Origin of the sequence: Streptococcus sanguinis (genome assembly GCF_003943735.1) — a bacterium.
In the GTDB taxonomy this organism is placed as follows: Bacteria; Bacillota; Bacilli; order Lactobacillales; family Streptococcaceae; genus Streptococcus; species Streptococcus sanguinis_E.
In genome coordinates, this window is the sequence record NZ_RJMV01000001.1 from 141445 (window position 1) to 165413 (window position 23969).

28 protein-coding genes are annotated in these 23969 nt (G+C 43.9%); 3 read left to right on the top strand and 25 right to left on the bottom strand.

The features are described 5' to 3' along the window. Positions 1-2: 2 nt before the first annotated feature. The 22 genes from pbp2b to D8877_RS00835 all read right to left on the bottom strand — a co-directional run bounded on the left by pbp2b (position 3) and on the right by D8877_RS00835 (position 18314). On the bottom strand, positions 3-2069 hold the full coding sequence (gene pbp2b, locus D8877_RS00735; protein WP_002910291.1) for a penicillin-binding protein PBP2B: 2067 nt from the start codon (positions 2067-2069) through the stop codon (positions 3-5). Between the two features lie 209 nt (positions 2070-2278). Then, positions 2279-2971, bottom strand: coding sequence for a phosphoglycerate mutase (locus D8877_RS00740; protein ID WP_002896114.1), 693 nt, complete (start codon positions 2969-2971; stop codon positions 2279-2281). Positions 2972-3120: 149 nt separating this feature from the next. Continuing rightward, on the bottom strand, positions 3121-3861 hold the full coding sequence (locus D8877_RS00745; RefSeq protein ID WP_002910293.1) for a hypothetical protein: 741 nt from the start codon (positions 3859-3861) through the stop codon (positions 3121-3123). A gap of 33 nt (positions 3862-3894) precedes the next feature. Further along, positions 3895-4635, bottom strand: a complete 741-nt coding sequence (locus D8877_RS00750; RefSeq protein WP_002910294.1) for a hypothetical protein — start codon at positions 4633-4635, stop codon at positions 3895-3897. A gap of 33 nt (positions 4636-4668) precedes the next feature. Next, positions 4669-5415, bottom strand: coding sequence for a hypothetical protein (locus D8877_RS00755; RefSeq protein ID WP_002910295.1), 747 nt, complete (start codon positions 5413-5415; stop codon positions 4669-4671). Positions 5416-5882: 467 nt separating this feature from the next. Next, the gene (locus D8877_RS00760; RefSeq protein ID WP_002896119.1) at positions 5883-6326 is read right to left on the bottom strand and encodes a Fur family transcriptional regulator; all 444 of its coding nucleotides are present in this window, start codon (positions 6324-6326) and stop codon (positions 5883-5885) included. A 204-nt stretch (positions 6327-6530) separates the two neighbouring features. Next, on the bottom strand, positions 6531-6851 hold the full coding sequence (locus tag D8877_RS00765; RefSeq protein WP_125352133.1) for a hypothetical protein: 321 nt from the start codon (positions 6849-6851) through the stop codon (positions 6531-6533). Between the two features lie 239 nt (positions 6852-7090). After that, a complete protein-coding gene (locus D8877_RS12255; protein ID WP_185760134.1) occupies positions 7091-7240 on the bottom strand; it encodes a hypothetical protein in 150 nt (49 codons plus the stop codon). Between the two features lie 327 nt (positions 7241-7567). Beyond that, positions 7568-7843, bottom strand: coding sequence for a non-specific DNA-binding protein Hbs (hbs, locus tag D8877_RS00770; protein WP_002896125.1), 276 nt, complete (start codon positions 7841-7843; stop codon positions 7568-7570). 112 nt (positions 7844-7955) lie between these two features. After that, the gene (gene fakB, locus D8877_RS00775; protein WP_125352135.1) at positions 7956-8789 is read right to left on the bottom strand and encodes a fatty acid kinase binding subunit FakB; all 834 of its coding nucleotides are present in this window, start codon (positions 8787-8789) and stop codon (positions 7956-7958) included. Positions 8790-9071: 282 nt separating this feature from the next. Further along, the gene (locus D8877_RS00780; RefSeq protein WP_125340662.1) at positions 9072-9800 is read right to left on the bottom strand and encodes a metallophosphoesterase; all 729 of its coding nucleotides are present in this window, start codon (positions 9798-9800) and stop codon (positions 9072-9074) included. Positions 9801-9852: 52 nt separating this feature from the next. Then, positions 9853-11511, bottom strand: coding sequence for a DNA repair protein RecN (gene recN / locus D8877_RS00785; protein WP_125340660.1), 1659 nt, complete (start codon positions 11509-11511; stop codon positions 9853-9855). 8 nt (positions 11512-11519) lie between these two features. After that, positions 11520-11951, bottom strand: a complete 432-nt coding sequence (locus tag D8877_RS00790) for an arginine repressor (RefSeq protein ID WP_125340658.1) — start codon at positions 11949-11951, stop codon at positions 11520-11522. Next, positions 11944-12759 carry a TlyA family RNA methyltransferase gene (locus D8877_RS00795; protein WP_125340656.1) on the bottom strand — a complete coding sequence of 272 codons (816 nt, stop codon included), beginning with the start codon at positions 12757-12759 and terminating at the stop codon, positions 11944-11946. Before D8877_RS00795 ends, D8877_RS00790 begins: the two co-directional genes overlap by 8 nt. Continuing rightward, the gene (locus tag D8877_RS00800; RefSeq protein ID WP_125340654.1) at positions 12752-13627 is read right to left on the bottom strand and encodes a polyprenyl synthetase family protein; all 876 of its coding nucleotides are present in this window, start codon (positions 13625-13627) and stop codon (positions 12752-12754) included. The genes D8877_RS00795 and D8877_RS00800 overlap by 8 nt, the downstream gene beginning before the upstream one ends. Next, the gene (locus D8877_RS00805) at positions 13624-13836 is read right to left on the bottom strand and encodes an exodeoxyribonuclease VII small subunit (RefSeq protein WP_002896137.1); all 213 of its coding nucleotides are present in this window, start codon (positions 13834-13836) and stop codon (positions 13624-13626) included. The genes D8877_RS00800 and D8877_RS00805 overlap by 4 nt, the downstream gene beginning before the upstream one ends. Next, positions 13814-15154, bottom strand: a complete 1341-nt coding sequence (gene xseA / locus D8877_RS00810) for an exodeoxyribonuclease VII large subunit (protein ID WP_125340652.1) — start codon at positions 15152-15154, stop codon at positions 13814-13816. Before xseA ends, D8877_RS00805 begins: the two co-directional genes overlap by 23 nt. Further along, entirely contained in the window at positions 15099-15335 is a 237-nt protein-coding gene (locus D8877_RS12490; protein WP_125340650.1) for an initiator RepB protein, read from the bottom strand. The genes xseA and D8877_RS12490 overlap by 56 nt, the downstream gene beginning before the upstream one ends. Beyond that, positions 15311-16153: an NAD(P)H-hydrate dehydratase gene (locus tag D8877_RS00820; RefSeq protein ID WP_125340647.1), complete on the bottom strand. Its 843-nt coding sequence runs from the start codon at positions 16151-16153 to the stop codon at positions 15311-15313. Before D8877_RS00820 ends, D8877_RS12490 begins: the two co-directional genes overlap by 25 nt. Before the next feature lie 107 nt (positions 16154-16260). Continuing rightward, positions 16261-17034, bottom strand: coding sequence for an HAD hydrolase family protein (locus D8877_RS00825; protein WP_125340645.1), 774 nt, complete (start codon positions 17032-17034; stop codon positions 16261-16263). Next, the gene (locus D8877_RS00830; protein WP_002907036.1) at positions 17031-17885 is read right to left on the bottom strand and encodes a bifunctional methylenetetrahydrofolate dehydrogenase/methenyltetrahydrofolate cyclohydrolase; all 855 of its coding nucleotides are present in this window, start codon (positions 17883-17885) and stop codon (positions 17031-17033) included. The genes D8877_RS00825 and D8877_RS00830 overlap by 4 nt, the downstream gene beginning before the upstream one ends. A 198-nt stretch (positions 17886-18083) precedes the next feature. Further along, positions 18084-18314, bottom strand: coding sequence for a DUF1797 family protein (locus D8877_RS00835; RefSeq protein ID WP_002896146.1), 231 nt, complete (start codon positions 18312-18314; stop codon positions 18084-18086). A gap of 249 nt (positions 18315-18563) precedes the next feature. Between D8877_RS00835 and D8877_RS00840 the strand changes: the two genes are divergently transcribed. Further along, positions 18564-20834 (top strand): ATP-dependent Clp protease ATP-binding subunit, encoded by a 2271-nt coding sequence (locus D8877_RS00840; protein ID WP_125352137.1) that lies wholly within the window; start codon positions 18564-18566, stop codon positions 20832-20834. A 51-nt stretch (positions 20835-20885) separates the two neighbouring features. On the opposite strand, the gene D8877_RS00845 is transcribed toward D8877_RS00840, so the two are convergent. Together D8877_RS00845 and D8877_RS00850 are read right to left on the bottom strand one after the other, a co-directional pair. After that, entirely contained in the window at positions 20886-21497 is a 612-nt protein-coding gene (locus D8877_RS00845) for a GyrI-like domain-containing protein (protein WP_125340638.1), read from the bottom strand. Between the two features lie 59 nt (positions 21498-21556). After that, positions 21557-22456 carry a helix-turn-helix transcriptional regulator gene (locus tag D8877_RS00850; protein WP_125340637.1) on the bottom strand — a complete coding sequence of 300 codons (900 nt, stop codon included), beginning with the start codon at positions 22454-22456 and terminating at the stop codon, positions 21557-21559. 224 nt (positions 22457-22680) lie between these two features. On the opposite strand from D8877_RS00850, the gene D8877_RS00860 reads away from it, so the two are divergent. Together D8877_RS00860 and D8877_RS00865 are read left to right on the top strand one after the other, a co-directional pair. Next, entirely contained in the window at positions 22681-23130 is a 450-nt protein-coding gene (locus tag D8877_RS00860; protein ID WP_002919442.1) for an NUDIX hydrolase, read from the top strand. Positions 23131-23197: 67 nt separating this feature from the next. Next, positions 23198-23500 carry a DUF1827 family protein gene (locus D8877_RS00865; RefSeq protein ID WP_002919443.1) on the top strand — a complete coding sequence of 101 codons (303 nt, stop codon included), beginning with the start codon at positions 23198-23200 and terminating at the stop codon, positions 23498-23500. A 25-nt stretch (positions 23501-23525) separates the two neighbouring features. On the opposite strand, the gene D8877_RS00870 is transcribed toward D8877_RS00865, so the two are convergent. After that, positions 23526-23960, bottom strand: a complete 435-nt coding sequence (locus tag D8877_RS00870) for a GNAT family N-acetyltransferase (RefSeq protein ID WP_002919444.1) — start codon at positions 23958-23960, stop codon at positions 23526-23528. Positions 23961-23969: the final 9 nt, after the last annotated feature.

Below are 23969 nucleotides of genomic sequence, written 5' to 3' on the forward strand. Positions count from 1 at the left end.
CACTAATTCATAGGGTGTTGTTGGTTGTAAAGATTGATAATATCGCGAGTGATACTGTGGCTGACAGTAGAAGATAGGTTCGTATTGTGAGGGAACACCACCGCCACCGCAATCTGCGGCTTCTCACTCGGTGCATAAGACACAACATTGGTATTGATGGCTTCTTTCTTACCCTTGTCCACAAAGGTCTCAGCCGTACCAGTCTTGGCACTGATTGGCACACTCTCTCCCTGAGAAATGGTCCGACCAGTCGTAAAGCCGCTGCTGCCATGAACCACTTGATAGAAGCCTTGCTTGATAATGCTCATATCCTCGTCAGAGATATTGACCTGGTTCAGCTCTTTGGTGTCAATTTTCTGCACCAAATCACCCAGTCCTCCTTGGTCGCTGTTGCCGTAAATGCCTTCAACGATATGCGGAGCCACACGCTTGCCATTATTAGCTACTGTTGAGGCATACTGGGCCAGCTGAAGCGTTGTATAGTTGTCAAACTGGCCGAACGAATTGGTCAGATAGTTGGCAAACGTAAACTTGTCTGGAAGATAGCCTGTGGACTCATTTGGCAGGTCAATCCCTGTCGAAGTGCCTAGACCATATTCTGCAAAAGTCGACCTCAACTTTTTCATGGACGGATCCAGCTCATCAAAATCTAGCTTCATATCAGCTGAGTAAGGCGTCCCCATCATCTTCAGCGCTACCTGCACCATATAGGTATTGGAAGAGTATTCCAAGGCCTCTTGGGCTGTGATGGCACGTGAACCATACTGGGTGAACCAAGAAGTGATACTGTCCGTACCGCCAAAGCTAATCGGCTGGTCTGTCAGGACTTGGTTTCCGCTAATGGCGTTATTCTCCCAGCCTGAGGTCAGAGTTGCAGCCTTGACCACAGATCCCGGAACGAAGACATTAGTCATGGTTCCCAAAGCATCGACCGAATTTTCTCCCGTTTCCAGGTCGTGCCGGACGCCTGCCATGGCCAAGACGGCGCCGGTATTTGGATCCATAGCTACAGCATAGACACCCTCAGAGTAGGTCGCATTGCCACTCGCCAACTCCGCATTAAAGGCATTTTTTAGAATGTCCTCCACTCCCTGCTGGAAGCTTAAGTCCACCGTCAGCTTGAGATTGTCACCCTTACTACCGTCAGAGATATTTTCCACACTCTCCATATTACCATTTTTATCTAGATGAATCTCCTTCTCAGCTCGCTTGCCTTGCAGAACTGACTCATACTGCTTTTCCAGATAGGAGGTCCCCACCCGGTCATTGAGAGAGTAGCCTTTTTTCAGATAATCATCCACTTCCTCAGCCGGAAGTCCAGTCTTTTCTGTCGAGATATTACCCACGATAGAAGCCAGCGAGGTATCCAAGACCTTGCGGTCCCAGCCCGTTGAGACACTGATACCTGGCAGCTCTTTGCTGCTGGAAGCCAGTACAGCTACCTGCTCTGTTGTTAGCGCATCTGTCTGGATGGTCCCCGTCGCAAAGTTGGAAATCGCATTCATCTGACTAAAGAGAACGATGGCCTTCTTTTCCTCATCCGTATAGCCCAGCTGCTTAGGGTCAATGCTCTCAGCTGCCGCCTTATAGATTTTGGACTCAGGCAGGCGGTTGCCATCTGTATCAAATTTCTTGTCCTTGGGTAGCTTTTCCACCACTTCCTGATAGACTGCGCTGTCCGCCAAATAATAATCCACCTCTTGGCGGTCTGTCACCTCTGTATCGCTGATACTGACATAGGTCAGGAGCTTTTGAGCTGTCGCTCGAATCTCTCCAGCCGTCAGCCGGTTATCTCGCGTATAGGTCACCACCTGCTTGGTCGTATTTTCCACCAAGGGCTTGCCAGTAGCATCATAAATCTGCCCACGTACTGAGCTAGTGGTAATCTTGGTCTTGCTGGCCTTAGCTAACTTATCCGTGTAAAAGTCCTGATTGACCACCTGCATATAGCCCAGACGAGCAATCAAGGCTAAAAACAAAAACATCACGATTCCAAACAGCAGATAAAGCCTTCTGGTGATGGAATGACTGTCAAATTTTCTCTTCTTCCTTGCCATTTTCTCTCTCATTCTAGTAAAAGTTCTGACCTTTATTTTACCATAAATCCAGCTCGATGAATGTTTCAAAACTGATAGAAAATCTGAAAATATGGACGAGCTAAGAAGAAATCCGCTAAACCTCGGAACCTAAAAGACTTGCTAGCTAGGCTTCTAGTAATCCTTGTCCTTCCTCTCCGGAAAAGCAAAGAATCTGAGATTATTCTCAGATTCTTTTAAGCTTATTTTCCAAGGTAGTATTCTTTTACTACGTTCAATTTTTCGTCAAATTCGAATACCAATGGTGGGAAGTTTGGAATTTCCACATCCATGATTTCATCGTCAGACAATTGTTTGATGTGCTTCACAAGGGCACGGATTGAGTTACCGTGTGCACCTACAAAGACATTTTTGCCATCTTTCAAAGCTGGAGCAATCTTGTCTTCCCAGAATGGAAGAGCACGTTCCAAAGTCACTTTCAAGTTTTCAGCATCTGGAATAACTGAGTCGTCAAGTGAAGCATAACGACGGTCAGTGTGTGCTGAGTACTCATCATCACGTGGCATTGCTGGAGGCAATACATCGTATGAACGACGCCAGATATGCACTTGTTCATCACCAAATTGCTCAGCTGCTTCTGCCTTGTTTTTACCAGTCAGGCCACCATAGTGACGCTCGTTTAAACGCCATGATTTTTCAACTGGTACCCAAAGCTGATCAGCTGCTTCCAAAGCAAGGTTAGTTGTCTTAATCGCACGCTTCAATACTGAAGTGTAAGCTTGGTCAAACTCGATACCAGCTTCTTTAATCAGTTTACCAGCGTCGATTGCCTGCTGTGTACCTTTTTCAGACAAGTCAACATCAGCCCAACCAGTGAAAAGGTTCGCTTTGTTCCATTCAGACTCACCGTGGCGAGCAAAAACTAATTTTACCATTAGATGGATTCTCCTTTTATTTTCCGAGGCAGTCCCCGTTTATCTATTCTATTTTACAAAATTTTCGCCTAAAAAGCTAGCCTATTTCGTCAAATCAGACCTTTTTCAGCAAGAAAGCGCTTTTGTATTTCCGAGCAGAAACCTTTACCTTAGCACCCACCAGACAGATAAGCCTCATTAGCTTCCTTGAACCACCAAGTCCGTCTCCTGTCTATCAGTTGATGAATGGCCAACAAGCCTGCTACTATCCAGTTACAAAGCATATTGACAAAGACAAAGAGCTCTACTCCCTTAATCTGCTGGGCGGGAGTTAGCTGAATTTGCTTGACAATCAAAGATTCTCCTTCCATTTCGTAAAACTTAGGCATATAAGCACTTAATAAGATGATAACAAAGATAAAGAGAGTAAGCTGAACTGGCCAAGAATAAAGAATTTTATGAAAATGCTCAATCCTCAATGAGAAGGTAAAAAATCGCTTAACACGCTCTCTTGCTACAAAAAGGATAAATAAGGGAATGTAGCCAAAAAGTGTCACACTAAATAAGGTGGGATTATGAGAACTAGAAGGAATAAATCTACTAAATCCATAGTCGCCTGTCCATAGAAACCAGCCACCTATAACCTGTGGCAACCAATAAGATAGAATGATAATGAGCAGTGTTGAAGTAATCCCAATTTTGACACTCCATACTCGCTTCACTTTTTGATAAATCAGAAAAAGACGTGAGCGATCCACACTGTTTTGAGGAAGATTTTCCTTTATTAGCTTGCCACAGGAAGGACAAATAGGATAGTCCGATTCCCCTTCAAAAAGAAGATGACGGCATTCCAAAAAAGGCGATTCTCTGCTTCCTGATATCTCTTCCTCCCAATCTCTTCTCCAAAACATAAGACCTCCTAAAAATCAAAATTTCTCTTCATATCAACACCCGCCAGACAGATAAGCCTCATTAGCTTCCTTGAGCCACCAAGTCCGTCTCCTGTCTATCAACTGATAAATAAGCAGTAAGACAGATACAATCCAGATGGAGAGCATATTGACAAAGATGAAAAGTTCTACACCTTTAGCATGCTGGGCCGGAGTTAGGTAATCATACTTTGATATGTAATTATCTCCAATCACCTTGTAGACACCTGGCATTACTTGATTAATCCCAGCAAATACTGCCAAGAAAAAAGCTAGCTGCACAGGTAAGGAATAGATGATTTTATGAAAACGAACGAAGCCCAAAGAAAAGCTAGTGAAACGCCTAGAACGCTCTCCAATAAAAAAGAAGATAAAAAGAGGAAGATAAGCAATGTAGGTAAAGTCAGATACTAGCGGTGTATGAGGTGTAATAGGAAAAAAGTCTCTAAAACCATAGTCTCCATTCCTCAAAAGCCAATTACTAAAATCTATTGGAAAACTATAAGATATAAATGCAATTAGAGTGATTATAATAAGTTTCCATTTCATAATCCAGAGTCGCTTCACTTTTTGATAAATCAGAAAAAGACGTGAGCGATCCACACTGTTTTGAGGAAGATTTTTCTTTATTAGCTTGCCGCAAGAAGGACAAATGGGATAGCCAGCCTCATCCTCAAAGAGAAGATGTCGGCATTCAAAAAAAGGAGATTCTTCGCCGTCTGGCAATTCATCCAACCATTTCTTTCTCCAGAACATAAGACCTCCTAAAAATCAAAATTTCTCTTCATATCAACACCCGCCAGACAGATAAGCCTCATTAGCTTCCTTGATCCACCAAGTCCGCTGCCTGTCTATCAACTGATAAATAAGCAGCAAGCCAGATACAATCCATATGGAGAGCATATTGACAAAGATGAAAAGTTCTACACCTTTAGCATGCTGGGCGGGAGTTAGCTGGCTATGTTTACCTATAAAGACATCTCCTTCAACCCCATAAATCTTTGGCATAATAATATTAATGAAGCAAATAACAGCGATAAAAGTAACAAGCCGAACAGGCCAAGAATAAAGGATTTTATGAAAACGCTCAAATCCTAAAGAAAAAGTAGAGAAACGTTTAAAGCGTTCTTTGCCCATAAAAAAGATAAATAAAGGAATATAGCCTTCATAAGTAAAGCTAATCATTGTAGGCGTATGACGGCTAGCAATGAAAAAGCTAGAAAAGCCGTAATCTCCAGTGGTTAAAATCCAACGGCTTAAAAATTCTGGAAGAAAAATAGCTGGTATCACAAACAAAGCTGCTGAAAATTCCCTTCCAAATCTTACACTCCATACTCGCTGCATCTTCTCCCGTATCAGGTGCAGACGTGCTTTGTCCGCGCCTTTCTTAGGAAAATTCTCTTTTATGAGTCCACCGCAGGAAGGACAAATAGGATAACCCGCCTCATCCTCAAAGAGAAGATGACGGCATTCCAAAAGAGGCGATTCATCACTGTCTGACAACTCATCCAGCCATTTCTTTCTCCACCAGAACATAAGACCTCCTAAAAATCTACCCTACCCACAAAGTAATACCCCTTAAAGATTTCGATACTACAGACTTATGACGAATTTACCTATATTGTAAATCCTTCAGAACTCTTCGAATCTCTTTGTACAAGGATTTATTCTGCTTCCATTATATCAAAAGAGAATTTGACTGTAAAATAATAGCATAAGTATATAAGGGGTTGTGCTTAAAATATCTGATCTTGCTAAGTGCTGTACTTGACTAGGTACCAACGTCTCTAAGCTCAGATGATATCCTGCGAACATGCCTTGCTAAAACACATAGAAAAAGGCTAAGAGACATAAGTTCTAGCCTTACCTTTTATTAGTAATAGAATATTGGCGCAGTAGCCGATAGCTCAAAGTACTGCTTTGAAGTTGCAGATTGAATTTGCGAAGCAAGTCACAACTTTGTTCGTCTTTGAGACTCCAAAAACTCCTAATCATTCTCGCAGTCACACCGCCTCTTGCTGGCATTGGGGGCATAGGCCATAGACAGTCGTCTGGCTTTGGGTGATGTGGTAGCCAGTCTGCACTTCAGCCTCATGCTTCACATCAGGAAGTTCCAGCTCCATATCAGCGATACGGCCACATTTTTCACAGATGACATTGAGGTGCTGATGGCCCATAAAGTCAAAGTAGGTCGTCGTATCATTGCGAACCTTGAGCTCAGCGACAAAGCCCTCATCAATCAGAACCTTGAGATTATTATAGACTGTTGCCAGACTCATATTAGGAAAATTGGGCTTCAAGTCCTGATATATCATTTCAGCGCTAGGATGGTCATGACTTTGGATAATATAGTCAATTACCGCCTTCCGTGTTTCTGTAATACGCACGCCCTTGGCGCGCAAATGGCCAATTACTTGGTCAAAGTCATGCTGATGTTCTTGTTTCATTATTTGCTCCGTTATAGCCTCTCATCTAAGTCGTTACCATTATACCATGACTAGGCTTATTTGGCTATTAAGAATGATTGTAAATAAGCTAAAAAGAAAAAAGCAGGACAGAACTAACCAAAGTTCACCATCCTGCTTCTGCATGATTGCTTATCCATTTAAGGCAATGCAAGCTTTAAACTAGTATTTTTTTCAATCCTCGCTCTATGCTTGGAATCTCTTCAAGCTTGCTAAATAAAGAGAACCGCCTATGATAGAAAGAATAGCACCAATCCAGCCCAAGAAGTCATTAAAGGTAAAAATTCCACCTACAATCATCAAGATAGAGCCTGCTGGTCCCACACGATTGTCATCCTTATAGTAGACAATACCAGCAATCCCCAAAGCTAGGATTGCAATTTTCAGGATGTCAAATACACCTAGCATAAAATAGATAATCCAAATGAAGAAAGGCCACAAAAGTAGAATAATACCACCAATAAGTCCAACAAGCCCATTTACGAGTGCTAATGTTTTTGTCTTCATCAACAGTCTCCTTTGTATAATTTTTTACTAAAATAGTTTACCATACTTACTAGAAAAATACAAGCTTATTTTTAATTTTATGAAAAATTCAAGCATTTGACTGCTTATAATGCTTATCTTTCCTTGAAAAATAAAAAGCCTGCTATTCCCAACAAAAGTTGAGACAACAGACTTTTCATATATTCTAGATTTTCAAAGCTTTTTTACTGAAGCTTAATCTTAGTCACGCTGACGTTTGGTCAAGCCAACTGCTCCTCCAAGGCAGACAACGTCTGAATGGGGAGCAGAAAGATTGAAAAAAGCACAACAAATAATCCCATCAGCAAGCGAAATTTGCTGCCAAAAGGATTAACAGGACGCAGTGAGTCCTGAAGTGGTTTCCATTTCATTTCTTACCTCCTAAACTTTTTCAATGATCTCGCAATCATTACGCAAAAAGAAATGTTCCCTTCATTTTATCATAAAGACCTATGATTTAAAAGTGCTTTTGCTAAAATTTTCAACTTTTTATTTTAAGTCTTTAAAAATGTTCGACCTTTATCATTCTCTTTTGTTTAGAAACAAATTACTTCACTTTACTGCAAAATAAAAACTCCAAGAAAGTTCATCAATCAACTTTCTTAAAGCTACTAAGATAAGACCAAAAACTGATATGTCAAAAAGAAAAACCTGTCTTACTCACCAGAGACAAGTAGGACAGGCTTTTATAGTCAAAATTATTTTACAGCATCTTTAAGAGCTTTACCTGCTTTGAAAGCTGGTACTTTAGAAGCTGCGATTTTGATTTCTTTACCAGTTTGTGGGTTGCGACCCTTACGTGCTGCACGCTCACGAACTTCAAAGTTACCAAAACCGATAAGTTGAACTTTTTCACCTTTTGAAAGGTACTCAGTTACAGCTGCGAATACAGCGTCAACTGCTGCTGCTGAATCTTTTTTAGTCAATTCTGTAGCTTCTGCTACTTTTGCGATCAAATCTTGTTTGTTAGCCATTTAACAAATCCTCCAAATTTTTTCTGGGTTGATAACCCTAACAAATATTATCATATCTAAAAATAGCTTTCAGGTCAAGTACTAAGCCGCTATTTTCTAAATTATTATGGTTTTATTCGTAACGAATCAGCACAGCCCAAGCATTTTCCCCTGTATGTGTCTGAATAATAGACCCCGTTTCCAGCACTGAAATAGGTTTCTTGACATATGGCTGTAAACTTTCCTTCATTTCTAGTGCCAATTCTGGACTTCCAGCATAGGAAATTCCAATCTCAGCCACTTGCTTATTTTGCAGACTTGCTGTCAAATCATCCAACCATTTTTTAAAGGTCTTAGCTCCCCTCCCCTTGACAATGGGCTCTAGCTGATGGTCCTTCATTTGCATGATAACCCGAATATTAAGCAAGGAGCTAATCAGACCGGAAACTCGGCCAATACGGCCTCCTTTAACTAGATTTTCTAAGGTAGAGAGACCGATATAGAGCTCTGTCTTTTCCTTCACTTCCTCGATTTTGGCTAGAATTTCCTCCAGGCTAGCTCCTTCCTTGGCCAGCTTAGCTGCTTCTGTGACTTGGAACTTCATAGCCTGATCAGTAAAAGAGCTGTCAACAACCGTCACATCAGCATTAGCCAAAGTCGCTCCCTGACGGGCTGCTTCGACAGTTCCTGATAAGGCGTGAGACATGTGAATGGAGATAATCTGTGCTCCATCCTCTGCCAAGCGCTCAAAAACATCAGCAAAAACTCCAACAGGCGGCTGGCTGGTTTTAGGAAGATTGCGACTAGACTTCATAAGACGAAGGAACTCACCTTCCTCGAGGTCTGCATCCGAATAGACCACCCCGTCCACCATAACAGAGAGAGGCACAATTGTAATGTCTAATTCCTTAGCAACCTCTGGTTCAATGGTTATAGATGAGTCTGTTACGATTTTTATTTTTGTCATAGATTTCCTACTCTGTATCTAAATTTTAACTTGTTATTACACTACATTATACCAAATTTTTATGGTTTTGTGGGGGAATATTCGCTAAAATCATAACCCTGTTCAAGCGTTTCCTAAATTTAATCTGCTTGTTTTATTTTTTTAATCTTTTTGCGCTTCTTTAAAATTAGATGAAAAAGTGTTTACATGCAGCTTTTTTAGCTTTATTGGGGGAAAATTTTAGGAAAATGCTGGTTTTCAAAGAGAATCTCAGCAAAAAAAGATTGGATTTCCCAATCTTTTTCAGTCTTCGGCTACCAAACCATCATTTTTGATGGCATACCGCTCTATGATGCCATTATGGCCAAAGAGAACTCCATGGAGTACTCCTCCATAGACAGCTCCGCCATCCATACCAATCTTGCCATCCTCAGTCATCCATAGCTGATCAGTTCCCGGTGCCTTATGTAAGAGATAAAATGTTGGTGTATGGCCAAAGACAATCGTTTTGCCAGTCTGGTTGCTGCCTTCGTGAAAAGGCGCTCGAATCCAAACTTTTTGATAATCAGTGGTCTCTCGCCAGTCTTTCAGCTCCAAATCTAGGCCAGCATGGACAAAAATGTACTGCTCTGTCTCCAATAGGAAAGGAATCTGTCGAATAAAATCTACTAAATCGGCCGCCTCCGTCTTGACACGTTCCGCGTCTGCTAGTCCATCTACAGGAGCATTGAGAGGTCGGCCTAAAAGCGAATTAATCGTCGTATCTCCGCCATTGCGTCGGTAGTGGTCATAAGACTTTTCAGGATTGTCCAGCCAGGTTAGAAACATATACTCATGATTGCCAGACAGACAAACAGCTCCTTCTTGGTCCACTAGGTCCTTGACCCGCTCCAAAACTGCTCGGCTGTCCTCGCCACGGTCTATCAAGTCACCCAGAAAAACCAGCTGGCTGCGACCATCCCAGTGTTTCAGCAATTCCTCCAGCATAGCAGCCTTGCCATGAACATCTCCGATTGCAAAGTATTCTGTCATACGCGCCACCTCCTAAAGGAGACCCAAACACTAGCGTCTCAGTCTCGCTTACTTATTTTTTCAATAATTCTCTGGCCTGGGTCAAAGCAGCCTCTGTCACATCTTCGCCAGCCAGCATCTTAGCGACTTCCTGAACACGCTCGTCAGCCGTCAACAACCGTACTGTTGAGACGGTTGAATTCTCGTCCGAAATCTTCTCAATAAAGAACTGATAATCGGCAATCGCAATGACCTGCGGCAAATGGGAAATAGCCAAGACTTGGCCGTTGGAGCCAATCTTGTGAATCTTCTGAGCAATAGCCTGGGCCACTCGGCCAGAAACGCCCGTATCCACTTCGTCAAAGACAATGCTAGTCTTACCTTCCTTACGAGAAAAGGCAGACTTGATAGCCAACATGAGACGGGAGAGTTCCCCGCCAGACGCAACCTTCACCAAAGGTTTGAAATCCTCGCCCGGATTGGCTGAGATGTAGAATTCTACTTGTTCATTGCCTTCACGGTTAAACTTGCCCTTACTGAACAGCACTTTAAAGCGCGCCTTTTCCATGTAGAGGTCTTGCAGCTCTTGCTTGATTTCCGCTTCCAGCTGGGCTGCTAGGCCGTGACGAGCCTGACTCAGCTCCTGAGCCAGCTCTACCAGCTCTCTCTCCAAGACCTTCAGCTCTCGGTCCATATCCTCTGAGGACAAGTTGCTTCCAGTTAAAAGGCTATATTCTTTGGAAATCTGAGCAAAGTAATCCAGCACATCATCTACTTGGCCGCCGTATTTACGAGTGATGCTATTAATCAAGTCTAAGCGACTCTCCACCTGCAGCAGCCGATCTCCGTCAAAATCCAGTCCATCTAAAATATCCTCTAGACGTTTGCTGACATCTTCCAAGACATAATAAGTCTCTGACAAGCTGCCCGAAAGCTCCTTGTAGGCTGGATCGTAATCCTCGATAGACTCAAGGTCATTCATAGCTGAGCGGACATTGGTCAGACTGGAAAAATCTTCATTATCCAGCATGGTATAGGCGTTTGTAAGTGTATCGGCAATGAGCTTGTGGTTGAGCAAACGATCTCGTTCCTGATGCAGGGCGGTATCTTCACCGCTTTTGAGGGTCGCGCTTTCAATCTCCGCCATCTGAAACTCCAGCATCTCAATCCTGGCCTTATGCTCCTGCTGATTTTTCTGCAAAGTCAGGACTTGCTTGCGCAGGCTTCGATAGCGGTCAAAGGTTTCCTGATAGCGGCCTTTGAGATGCAAAAAGTCTGCTGTTCCAAACTCATCTAGCATAGCGATATGAAGCTGGGGTCTCATCAATTCTTCCTGATCATGCTGACCATGGATATCCACCAAATGCTGGCCAACAGCCTTTAGAACAGACAGATTAACCATCTGACCATTGATACGGCTGACACTGCGGCCGTTTTGCAGAATTTCCCGACGGATAATCAGCTCATCGGTCAGCTCCCAGCCCTGCTCCTCAAAAATCTCTCGCAAAGCTCTGCTATTTTCCAGCGAAAAAAGTCCCTCTATCTCAGCTTTGGGCGCTCCATGACGAATAACATCCGTCGTAGCGCGGCTGCCCAGCATCATGTTCATCGCGTCAATAATAATAGACTTGCCGGCTCCGGTTTCCCCGGTTAAAACCGTCATACCTTGCTCAAAATTAAGGGAAATCTCCTCAATAATGGCAAAATTTTTAATCGAAATTTCTAATAACATAGGCTTTCCTACCAATGGTGAATGATGGTTGCAATCCTTGCAGCTGCTTCCTCTGTCATCATAACCATCAAAATACTGTCGTTGTCTGCCAAGATACTGAAAATATCCTCAGCAAATTCATTCCTAAGATGGCGCTTGACCAGTGCTGTGCTCCCCGGTACCAGACTGAGATTGATCATATTTCCTAAAACCTGACAGGACAGGATGTTATTTTCAGCCAAGCCCAGACTGCTAGTCATGGTCTTAGGTAGCTCGTAGATATAGGTGCTGTCCTTGAGCGGTATCTTGACAATCCCCAGTTCTTTGATATCCCTAGAGACCGTAGCCTGGGTCGCTGTAATCCCAGATTCCCTGAGATGTTCTACAATTTCCTCCTGTGTGCCAATGTCATAGTCACTGACAAAGCGTCTAATCTTTTCTAATCTATCCTTCTTATTCATCCTTAAATTCCTTGTGTGCCGCCTCTACGACAGCTGTCATTATTGCTGAATCAAGAGGCTGCGGTTCTGTACTCTTTTCTAAATAGGCCAGAAATTCTACATTGCCCTGACCTCCCTGAATAGGCGAAAAATCCAGTCCCCTGACAGAAAAGCCAGTCTCCATCATAAATTCCGTGACCTTTTCCAGAACTACCAAATGGACCTTTTTATCCTTGACAATCCCTTTTTTCCCAATCTGCTCGCGTCCCGCTTCGAACTGGGGCTTGATCAATGCAACCACTTGGCCATCCCGAGCCAAAATCTCATGCAGAGCTGGCAAAATCAAACTCAGCGATATAAAGCTGACGTCAATACTGGCAAAGCTAGGCTCCTGTTCAAAGTCAGTCCTTTGGGCATAGCGAAAATTAAACTGCTCCATGCTGAAAACCCGCTCATCCTGCCTGAGCTTCCAAGCCAGCTGATTAGTACCAACATCTACTGCATAGACCAGCTTAGCTCCGTGCTGCAGCATGACATCTGTAAAACCGCCAGTCGAAGCTCCGATATCCAAGGTCACTCGATCAGTGACCGAAATATCAAAGACTTGCAAAGCCTTTTCTAGCTTGAGGCCGCCTCGGCTGACATATCTGAGTTTCTCACCTTTTAAGCGCAGCTCTGTGGCCGTGTCAATCTTTTCTCCTGGCTTGTCAAAGCGCTGGCCATTGGCCGCAGCAATAACCAGTCCAGCCATTACGCCGCGCTTGGCCTGCTCTCTGGTCTCAAAGAGCCCTTGTCTGTAAGCCAGCACATCTACTCTTTCCTTAGCCATTCAATCTCAAACTTTCTATTATCTTTTGAATTTCTCCGCCTGAAAACTCTGTCTTTTCTTCCAAGTCTTTCAGAATGTCCACAGCTTCATCAAGGGTCTGATTGAAAAAGTTCTTAGCTCCATCCAGTCCCAGAAAGGCTGGATAAGTCGACTTGGCCGCAGCTAAATCTTTCTGCGGGGTTTTGCCCAGCTCTTCAAAGCTGGCTGTCACATCCAAAATATCATCCCGCACTTGAAAGGCCAAGCCCAAGAGCTCTCCAATCCTACGAAGCTTGTCTTGAACAGACTGCTCAGCCTGAGCAATCAAACCAACTGCGACAAAGGGATACGCCAGAAGTTTTCCAGTCTTATTAGCATGGATTTTTTTTAAATCTTCTAAACTAATTGCTTGGCCTTCGCCTTGCATGTCCAGAACTTGTCCTGCGACCATACCAAAGCTCCCTGCTGCCAGAGACAACTCAGAAATTAATTCCACCTTGACCTGACTAGGCAGCTCGGCCCTTGCCAATAGTCCATAGGGGTCCAAAAAGAGAGAATCACCCGCCAAAATAGCCATATCCTCTCCAAACTTCTTATGGCTAGTCAGGCGACCACGACGATAGTCGTCATCATCCATAGCCGGCAAATCATCATGAATAAGGCTGCCAGTGTGAATCATCTCAAGAGCCGCCGCGACCTGATAGTGGGCCTCAGCCAGTTCTAGGCCAAAGGCTTGGATCAACTCCAATAGCAGTAAGGGACGAATCCGCTTGCCTCCGGCCTGCACGGAGTACAAAATAACTTCAGTCAAATCCGCCGACACTTGCTGAGATTTATAAAAATCCTCAATCGTCAGACCGATCTTTTCTAGTTTCTCGTTTCTTGTCATTCCATTTCCGTTTCTGTGCCGTCTGCCTGCATGACCTTAACTAAGGTCTTTTCTGCCTTGTCCAGACTAGCCTGGAGTTCCTTTGAAAGCTTCATCCCCTTTTGAAATTCCGCAATCGCCTCTTCCAGCGCTACATCACCATTTTCCAGCTTTTGGACAATGACTTCCAAGTCTGCTAAATTCTCTTCAAATTTCTTTTCTTTGGACATGTTTTACCTCTACTTCCAGCTGCCCATCCCGCATAAGCAGGGTCAGCTCATCTTTTTCTTCAATGCCTGCACTTGACTCGACAACCTTTTGATTCTTTTGGACAATAGCATAGCCACGCGCCACGATTCGACTGGTATCCAGCATAAGCAAGGCCTCGGACAATCTCCTGACTTGAGCCACCTTGTTATCATAAATGACAGCCATATTGCTACGCAGCAAACGCTCCAGCTGGGCAGTCTGCTCTTGAAGACGCTGAACGCGACTAAGCGGATTCAATGCTTCCAAACGATGCTGCAAGATTTTGAACCGCTGTTGCTCTTCACTATAATATTCGCGAATTTTTTGCTTGAGTCGCAGGTTGAGCTGGTCTAATTTCTGCAGATGACCATCATAAAGCCGCTCTGGCTGTCGGAAGATAACCGACTGGGTTTGCTTATTCAATCTCTCGCGATAATAGCTCAGGCGATTGGACATAGCTCGAGACATTCGATTTTCCTGCTGCTGCAAATGTCCCAGAAGATCCAGCTTGGTGACTGGTGTTGCTAGTTCAGCCGCAGCCGTCGGAGTCGCAGCCCTGCGATCTGCTACAAAGTCCGCCAAAGTCGTATCTGTCTCATGGCCGACACTAGAGATAACAGGAATTCGAGACTCAAAAATAGCCCGAACTGTTTCCTCTTCGTTGAAAGCCCAGAGATCTTCGATAGAACCGCCACCTCGACCGATAATTAGCACATCCAAATCCGACCGCTCATTGGCCAGTCTGATGTGGTCAGCTACTTGAGCTGCAGCCCCATCTCCCTGCACTTTTGTCGGATAAAGAACAATCTCCACTCCCGGAAAGCGACGGCTGACCGTCGTGATAATATCCCGGATGACCGCTCCGCTGGGACTGGTTACGACGCCGATTTTCTTAGGAAATTGGGGTAAGGCCTGCTTGAATTTCTCTTGAAAAAGCCCTTCTTCTCCCAGTTTTTTCTTGAGCTGTTCAAACTGGATAGCCAAGGCACCGATACCATCCGGCTCCGCTTTTTCAATGATGATAGAATAGGAACCGCTCGGCTCATATAGCTGCACCCGACCAATGACATTGATTTTCATGCCTTCTTCCAGCTCAAAGCCCAACTTCTGGTAGACACCAGACCAAATCGTAACCTGAATGACGGCTTTCTCATCTTTCAATGAGAAATACTGATGATTGGGGCGCCGGCGGAAATTGGACACCTGGCCAGTCAGATAGACCCGCTCCAAATAAGGATCCCGCTCAAACTTCATCTTCAGATATTTGGTCAAGGTCGAAACCGACAAATATTCTGGCATGCCCTTTTCCTTTCTTTTCTAGTTTTTCCGTAACTTTTATTATAACAAAAAACTGCATAAAAAACCGATTACAAAGTCTAAAAATCCCCTGAAAAGCAAGAAAAAAACTGGACTTCCACAAAAGAAACCCAGCTGACTTAAAACCCAAGAAAATGTCTACTGACTCATCTCCTTCATCCACCTTGGAATGGCCCTGCTGATTGCCGTTGGCAGGACGACATAAGCTTCCTGACTCAAATCATCAGCGATAAGGGAGTGAAGAAGGGTTGCAGCCGCCACTCGCTCAAAGAGGCTGCTTGATTTAAACTGACCCGCAAAAGCAGCAATCATACCGGCCAGAGTATCCCCCATTCCGCCAGTTGCCTGATAAGGTCCGCCTACTGTCAGCTCAAAGACCTGCTCTTGCCCACTTTGATAGATGGTCGTCCCATGCTTTTTCTGTACGACAATACTGCCCAGAGGCAGTTGATTGACCGCCGCCTGATTGGCTGCCGCTGTCTGATCTGACAAGCTCAAACCCGATAAGCCTTCCCACTCCTTCTGGTGAGGGGTAAAAACTGTTTGGGCTTTTGGAAATGGCAAAGCTGCTTTGCTAAAAAGTGAAATGGCGCCGCCATCCATGATAAGTATCTGCTGTTCTGCCACAGTCTGAACTACCTTTTGTAGGATGTCTAGACCTAGTTGATTCTCCGCCAGACCCGGACCAATCAAGACTAGATCTGATTTGGCCAGTTGCTCTGTCAATCGGTCTTGGTCCCCTAAGTCAAAGGCCATGGCCTCCGGTAAATGACTGTGCAGAGGGGCGATATTTTCTCTATCTGTAGCAACAGTCACCAGACCCGCTCCGCTATTAACCGCAGCCAAAGCTGCCATGATAATGGCGCCCCCATAAGGATAGGTCCCTCCAATCAGTAAAAGACGGCCGTAGTCACCCTTGTGACTATCCAAGGGACGTTCCCTAATGACTCTTTTTAAAATATTTTCAGCATTTTTTGACATGATATTCTCCTAGACCAACTTCATCCTGTACTGGTCTCAAGATGACCAAACATATCTTCATTATACACCAAAAGGCACCTAAAAAGGTGCCTCGTATCGCAAGAAAGTTATTTTTCCCGGAAATCTGCAAATTTTTGTAAGATTCTTGCTGCGACTGCCTTGGGTAAATTTTCCTGAAAGGCGACCTGCTCATCCGCATAATCGCTCAATCCTGAGAAATCCCCAACCTGCACAGCGTAGAGAGAATTCTTAAAGAGCTGGATATCATTTTGATCATTACCAAAAGCCACATAATCCGAACCGCAGAGTTCCTTTACAGTTGAAGCTTTATTGGTTTCAGCCGGATTGATATAAAAACATTTCTCATGTTCATGATAGTCTAGACTCAGATTAGGCAAGTTTGTAAAACGAGCCTGTATATCATCTAAGAGTTGCTCATGATTCCCCATGTAAATAACAAGCTTAATAGGATGCTGGAGTTCAGTTAGTTCCAGCCGTCTTGCCCGCTTGAGAGGATCTACACTGGCAATAAAAGGGATTTTTTCTAAAATCTGACCACTGTAATCAAAAGTATTATCAACGAAAAAAGGCAAATTATAGGTCAAACAAGTATCTAAAATGGCTTGGTAACTTGACTGATGCAGCTGACGCTCAAACATCAGCTGTCCCTTCTGATAAGCTACTCCGCCATTCAGTCCAATCACTATCTGCTGGCTCAGTTCCGGACCCAATAGTCCCAGACAATCCCGATAGGAGCGCGCCGAAGCAAACAGAACTTCATGCCCAAACTGAGGAGCCGTTAGCAGGACCTGCTTAATCTCCTCATCAATCGTCATATAATCAAAGGACAAGGTCCCATCCAAATCAAAAACAAATTTCATGATTCAAGACTCCGTTTAAAGGCCTGGTAGGTCTGCTCCATCAGCATGGTAATAGTCATAGGCCCAACGCCTCCAGGTACAGGGGTAATCAGGCTGGCAAGTTCAGACACTTCATCAAACTTAACATCGCCAATCAGCTTGCCATTTTCATCTCGGTTCATACCGACGTCAATGACGACAGCCCCTTCCTTGACAAAGTCCTTGGTCACAAAATGTCCACGTCCGATAGCCACCACCAAAATATCTGCCCGCTTAGCAGTCTTGGCTAGATTGTGGGTCCGCGAATGTGTCAGAGTTACCGTCGCATTCTTAGCTAAAAGGAGCTGAGCCATGGGCTTACCGACAATATTACTCCGCCCGATGACGACCGCTCGCTTGCCTTCCAGTTCAATGCCATATTCATGGAACATTGCCATAATGCCTGCAGGAGTAGCCGGAATCATAACCGGATGGCCGCTCCATAGCTTGCCCATATTAAGGGGATGAAAGCCATCAACATCCTTGTCTGGATCAATAGCCAGCAGCACAGCTTCATCATCGATATGCTCAGGCAAGGGCAGCTGGACCAAAATGCCATGCCAATCAGGATTTTGATTATAAGTTTCAATCAAGCTCAAGAGCTCTTCTTGGCTAGTTTCTTCTGGCAGACGTTCTACCTTACTCCGAAAGCCAGCAGCCAAGGCTGAGCGCTCTTTATTACGCACGTAGATTTGACTGGCTGGATTATTTCCCACTAGAATCACTACCAAGCCCGGTACCTGACCTGTCTTTTCTTTGAGGCGAGCCGTTTTTTCGGCTAATTTTTTCTGAAGCTTCTCTGCCAAACCTCTACCATCAATAATCTGCGCCATGTCATTCTCATTTCTTTTTCATTATCTTTTTCATTATACCAAAAAAATTTGTGCCCAGCCTATAACTTTTTCTTATATAAGGTTATAAGGTAGGGATTCATTGGCAGCTAGTGGTAAAATTTTCAGCCCTACTGAATCATTTCTATCTCTTTTAAAATAAGATAAAAAGGGTAAAAATAAAAAGCAGCTAAGTGCTTTTTAGTAGAGTAATTCATAAATTTCCATTGCAATCAAATCGATGCTGTCGAAAGTATAGGTTTCACGCGCTGCGACATCACGCAAGGTGAATACAGAGCCGTTTTCTTCATCGTAACTGTAAGCTACTTCTGCTACAACAACTCCTTCACGCTCAAAATTACGTTTCAAATTTCCGCCATCCTTAGCCATAGCTTCTAAGCGGTTGATAATTCTAACTAAATGTGATTCCATTTTGTTTCTCCTATTTACTTAGTTCCCTCTTATTTTACCATAAATAGCGACCGAAATACCACTAAAAGCCAATTTTTTGTAATTTTTCAAGAATTTGTTTTCATTCTGCTCGGTCTAAGGGAGGATTTTGTAGTAAATTCTTGCAAAGTTCGAGAATACTGATATAATGAAACTATAAAACTTTGACTATTTTTGACCTTTAATTATTTCTATAAATAGCTTGCACACTAAAAGAAAAGAGGTATCTGCATGCTTTGTCAAAATTGTAAAATCAATGAATCTACGATTCACCTTTATACCAATGTAAATGGCCATAAACAGCAGGTGGATTTGTGCCAAAACTGCTACCAAATCATGAAAACAGACCCCGAACATTCCTTGTTCGGTGGAATTGCTAATGCCAACAATCACGGAACAGATCCTATCGATGACTTCTTCAATAGCCTCAGCAATTTTCAACAGCCTCAGGAACCAACTACTCCTCCTACCCAATCTGGCGGAGCCTATGGAGGCAGTGGCGGCTACGGTTCCAATCCCAGCAAGGGAGGCCAGCCTCAGCCAGCTCCGCAAAAACCAAAAGGTTTGCTGGAAGAATATGGTATCAATGTGACTGAATTGGCTCGCCAAGGCGAGATTGATCCTGTTATTGGCCGTGATGAAGAAATCGTCCGTGTCATTGAAATCCTCAACCGCCGCACCAAAAACAATCCTGTTCTCATAGGAGAGCCAGGAGTCGGAAAAACTGCCGTGGTGGAAGGTCTGGCCCAGAAAATTGTCGATGGTGATGTGCCTCATAAACTCCAAGGCAAGGAAGTTATCCGCCTAGACGTTGTCAGCTTAGTACAGGGAACTGGTATCCGTGGCCAATTTGAGGAGAGAATGCAGAAGCTCATTGATGAGATTCGTTCTCGTCAGGATGTCATTCTCTTCATTGATGAAATCCATGAAATTGTCGGAGCAGGCTCTGCTGGCGATGGCAATATGGACGCTGGGAACATCCTCAAACCAGCTCTGGCTCGCGGAGAACTCCAGATGGTCGGAGCAACCACTCTCAATGAATACCGTATCATCGAGAAGGATGCTGCGCTGGAGCGCCGTATGCAGCCCGTTAAGGTAGACGAGCCGACGGTTGAAGAAACCATTACCATCCTCAAAGGGATTCAGAAAAAATACGAAGACTACCATCATGTCAAGTACACAGATGCGGCTATTGAAGCTGCTGCCCTTCTCTCCAACCGCTACATCCAAGACCGCTTCCTACCAGACAAGGCTATTGACCTTTTGGATGAGGCTGGTTCTAAGATGAATCTGACCCTCAACTTCGTTGATCCCAAGGTCATTGACCAACGTCTGATTGAGGCCGAAAACCTCAAGGCTCAGGCAACCCGCGACGAAGACTTCGAGAAGGCGGCTTACTTCCGCGACCAGATTGCCAAGTACAAGGAACTCCAGCAGACAAGTGTGCTAGACAAGGATACTCCGATTATCAGTGAGAAAACGATTGAGCACATCGTAGAGCAAAAGACCAATATTCCAGTTGGCGATCTCAAAGAAAAGGAACAGTCTCAGCTGGTCAATCTCGCCAGCGATCTAAAGGCCCATGTCATCGGTCAAGATGATGCTGTGGATAAGATTGCCAAGGCCATCCGCCGTAACAGAGTCGGACTAGGAAGTCCTAATCGCCCAATCGGCAGCTTCCTCTTTGTCGGACCAACTGGCGTCGGTAAGACTGAGCTTTCTAAGCAACTAGCCATTGAGCTCTTTGGCTCGGCTGATAGCATGATTCGCTTTGATATGAGTGAATACATGGAAAAACACAGCGTGGCCAAGCTGGTCGGTGCCCCTCCGGGCTATGTCGGCTATGATGAAGCTGGTCAATTGACTGAGCGTGTCCGCCGCAATCCATACTCACTCATTCTGCTGGATGAGGTGGAAAAAGCCCATCCTGATGTTATGCACATGTTCCTGCAGGTTCTAGATGATGGCCGCCTGACCGATGGCCAAGGCCGAACTGTCAGCTTCAAGGACACCATTATTATCATGACATCTAATGCTGGAACTGGCAAAGCTGAAGCCAGCGTTGGCTTTGGAGCAGCGCGTGAAGGCCGCACCAACTCCGTCTTGGGTGAATTGGGCAACTTCTTCAGTCCTGAGTTTATGAACCGCTTTGACGGCATTATCGAATTCCAGGCGCTCAGCAAGGACAACCTTCTGCAAATCGTCAACCTTATGTTGGACGATGTCAATCAACGTTTGGCAACCAACGACATTCATCTGGATGTTACGGAGAAGGTCAAGGAAAAATTAGTTGACCTGGGCTACGATCCAAAAATGGGGGCTCGCCCACTGCGCCGTACCATTCAGGACCATATCGAAGATGCTATTACCGACTTCTATCTGGAAAATCCAAGCGAAAAAGAGCTCAAAGCTATCATGACCAGCAATGGCAAGATTCTCATCAAGTCAGCCAAGAAAACTGAAAGCACTGAGTCGGTTAATTCATCTCAAGAAGAAAAATAAATGTCGACAAAATAGAGCAGAAAATAGTTAGTTTTCTGCTCTATTTCTTTATTAATCTTTCTGAACCTTGTAGCGCAGAATTGTTTTCAGCTTGCTAGGGTCTGTCCGATTCAGATTATTGAGATAGATTTCCCTATGAGTGTTTGAAATCCGTGTCAGCTGGTGACTCTGGCAAAAGGCATCCATTTTAGCGAAGGATTGAGGTTCTTCGTCAAAAGGTCCTAGGTGCAGCACGGTGACACACGCTCCTTCCGTCATTTCTTCAAAGCGAATCTCGTCATAGAGAGGATTAGGCTTTTTGACACGGACTTGTTCCAGAGCCTTTTTCACCATCTCTCCAGTGATAAAGTCCGGCTGCCCAATCATAATAGTATAGATCAATTCTTCTTTAATGAGTTCTCCTGCCTGCTCTTTCTGCCAAAGTCCTTCCAAGGGATAGACTGTAAAATCTGTAAATTCTTGCTCGGCCGCTGTCTTTTTGTAGTTCATCTTGATAGCATAGGCTAAGCTGTACAGAGCACCAACTCGTTCCGAAAAGTCAGCAGCATTAGGATTGCCCTTGCCGTCAATCATGATAAAAGACTGGGCAGGAACATCTATGAGACAGGGTTCAGACTTGATTTGATATATTTCTCGATTGGCTTTTCTCCATTCATATTTCATGAGAGAGCCCTCCTTTCTTTACTACAAACAGTATAGCAAAGAAAAGCTGACAACCTCTGTCAGCTTTTATAAATATCGGCAATGGCTTTTAACTTTTCTTTGAATTCTTCCCGTAACCGAGGCGGCTCCAATATTTCAACTCCATCCAAAAAGGATAGCAAGTAGGTATAAAGACTATCGTGACTCGGCAAATGCGTTTGGACATAAAGGCTCCCATCAGTCTCCTCTATCTCTGCTTCTGAAAACTCCTCGTACACTCGAAAGGCATGCTTCCGGTCAAATTTCAAGAAGACTTTTACGGTATCTCCTAGCCGCTCTTCAGGACTAAATGTCTCATCCAAGACTCTCTGCTTAAATCGTTCCTCTAACATCTGACAGTCTCTCATTCTGCTGAGTTTAAAAAAGCGCGGGGCTTGTCTTAAACGACAAAAGCCAGCAACATACCAGTTTTGGCTTTTAAATACTAACTTCAGCGCCTCTATCTTGCGCTGCTCTCTTTCTCCACGCCCATTCAAGTAAGAAAACGACAAGACTCTTCTTTGCAAGATCGCCTGCTTAATGGTATCAAACAGTTCTTTCTGATCTGCTTTCTTGCGCCAGTCAGTGAAATCCACCTCTAGCCAATAAGTCGCCTGAACTTGAAACAAGGACTGCAGCTTAGCCAAGGTTTCTACTTGCTCGCCATCTGTTAAAATCTGCAAGCCTTGAAGAGCAGCTAATAACTCATCCCTCTCAGACTCTGAAAACAAGGCCTTGTCTAAGACAAAATCCTTCATCAGAAAAATGCCCCCGCCCTTGCCTGGGCTGCAATAGATAGGGATTCCTGCCAAACTCAGCTTGTCTACATCTCGATAGATGGTCCGAATAGATACTTCAAATAGTGAGGCTAATTCGGGAGCTGTTGTGCGGCCTTGCTCTAAAAGAAGATATAAGATTTTAAAAAGTCTGCTTTCTGTCATAAAACCACCTCGCTACTATTATAACAATTTCTTCTATAAATGTTTTACCATTCCCATAAAGAAGATTTTTTTAAACGGTCGGAGGAAAGAATTTATAATTTGAAGAACATCTCTTTAAACGACTATCATTCTTTTTCTGTCCAATAAACTGAGTAAATTCTTGACAGCTGGTCCTTAGTCCATTATGATAGATAGTAAACTGACTAGAGATTGAGGATATTAGAATGACAAATCCAACCTTTGGTGAAAAGGAAGCAAATGTAGAATATGTGACCCGCTACGGAGTCTATGCCGTTATCCCAGACGAAAAGAAAGAAAAGATTATTTTGGTCCAGGCGCCTAATGGGGCTTGGTTTCTGCCCGGTGGAGAGATTGAAGAGGGGGAAAACCATCAGACTGCCCTTGAACGCGAGCTGATGGAAGAACTTGGATTCACAGCCCAGCTTGGACGCTATCTTGGACAAGCTGATGAATATTTTTACTCTCGCCATCGCGACACCCATTTCTACAACCCGGCCTACCTGTATCAGGTCACCTCTTTCCAAGAAGTCCAAAAACCGCTGGAAGATTTCAACCAGCTTGCCTGGTTCCCAGTCGAAGAAGCTATTGAAACACTAAAACGCGGCAGCCATAAATGGGGTATCCAAGCCTGGAAAAATACACTTAAAGCTTAAAGAAATCATTCACAATTTATAGCAAACATGTTATAATAATAGCAGGTATAAAGCAGGAGGAAATCGTATGAAGCTTATTAATACAACAAACAGTCATGCTGACCTTGTCAAAAGCCAATTGGAAAGCACCGATGCGATATTAGTCGAAGTTTATTCTGCTGGAAACAGCGATGTTGTTTTTACACAAGCTCCTCTTCACTATGAAATTTTGATTTCAAACATGCACCGTGCTGTACGCGAACAGGAAATCGAAAAAATCAGAGAATTTTTCTTGAAGAGAAAAATTGATGCAAATGCTATTGATAAAGCTGCTATCCGAACGATTTACGCTAATAATCTAATCGAAATTTCCATTCCTGTTAAACAGTAAAAACTAAGGCCTGGCCTTAGTTTTTTTATTGTTTATAGATCATGGTAATGTGAGGTGTCGATTCAAAAATAAAGGGTTGACCAACTGCCTTGAAGCCATACTTTTCATAGAGAGCAGCCACCTGATCCTGAGCCTCTATTTCAATTTCCTTTCCTGGCCATTTTTCAGCACATAATTGCAAGATTTCTCTAATAAGCTGTCCTCCTAATCCCTGTCCTCGTACAGACTGAGCTGTGACTACTCGACCAAAGACTAAATGCTCTCCCTCTTCAAAGACCCGAGCATAAGCATCAATTTCCCCTTGTTTATTAGCATGGTAAACATGCACTGCTTCTAGGTCCTTCTCATCCAGTTCATGATAAATGCGCTCCTGCTCCACCACAAAGGTGTCAATGCGCAATTTTAAGATTTGATAAAATTCTATCGGGTTCAGCTCTGTTAATTTTTTCCTAGACCACATACTTGTTTC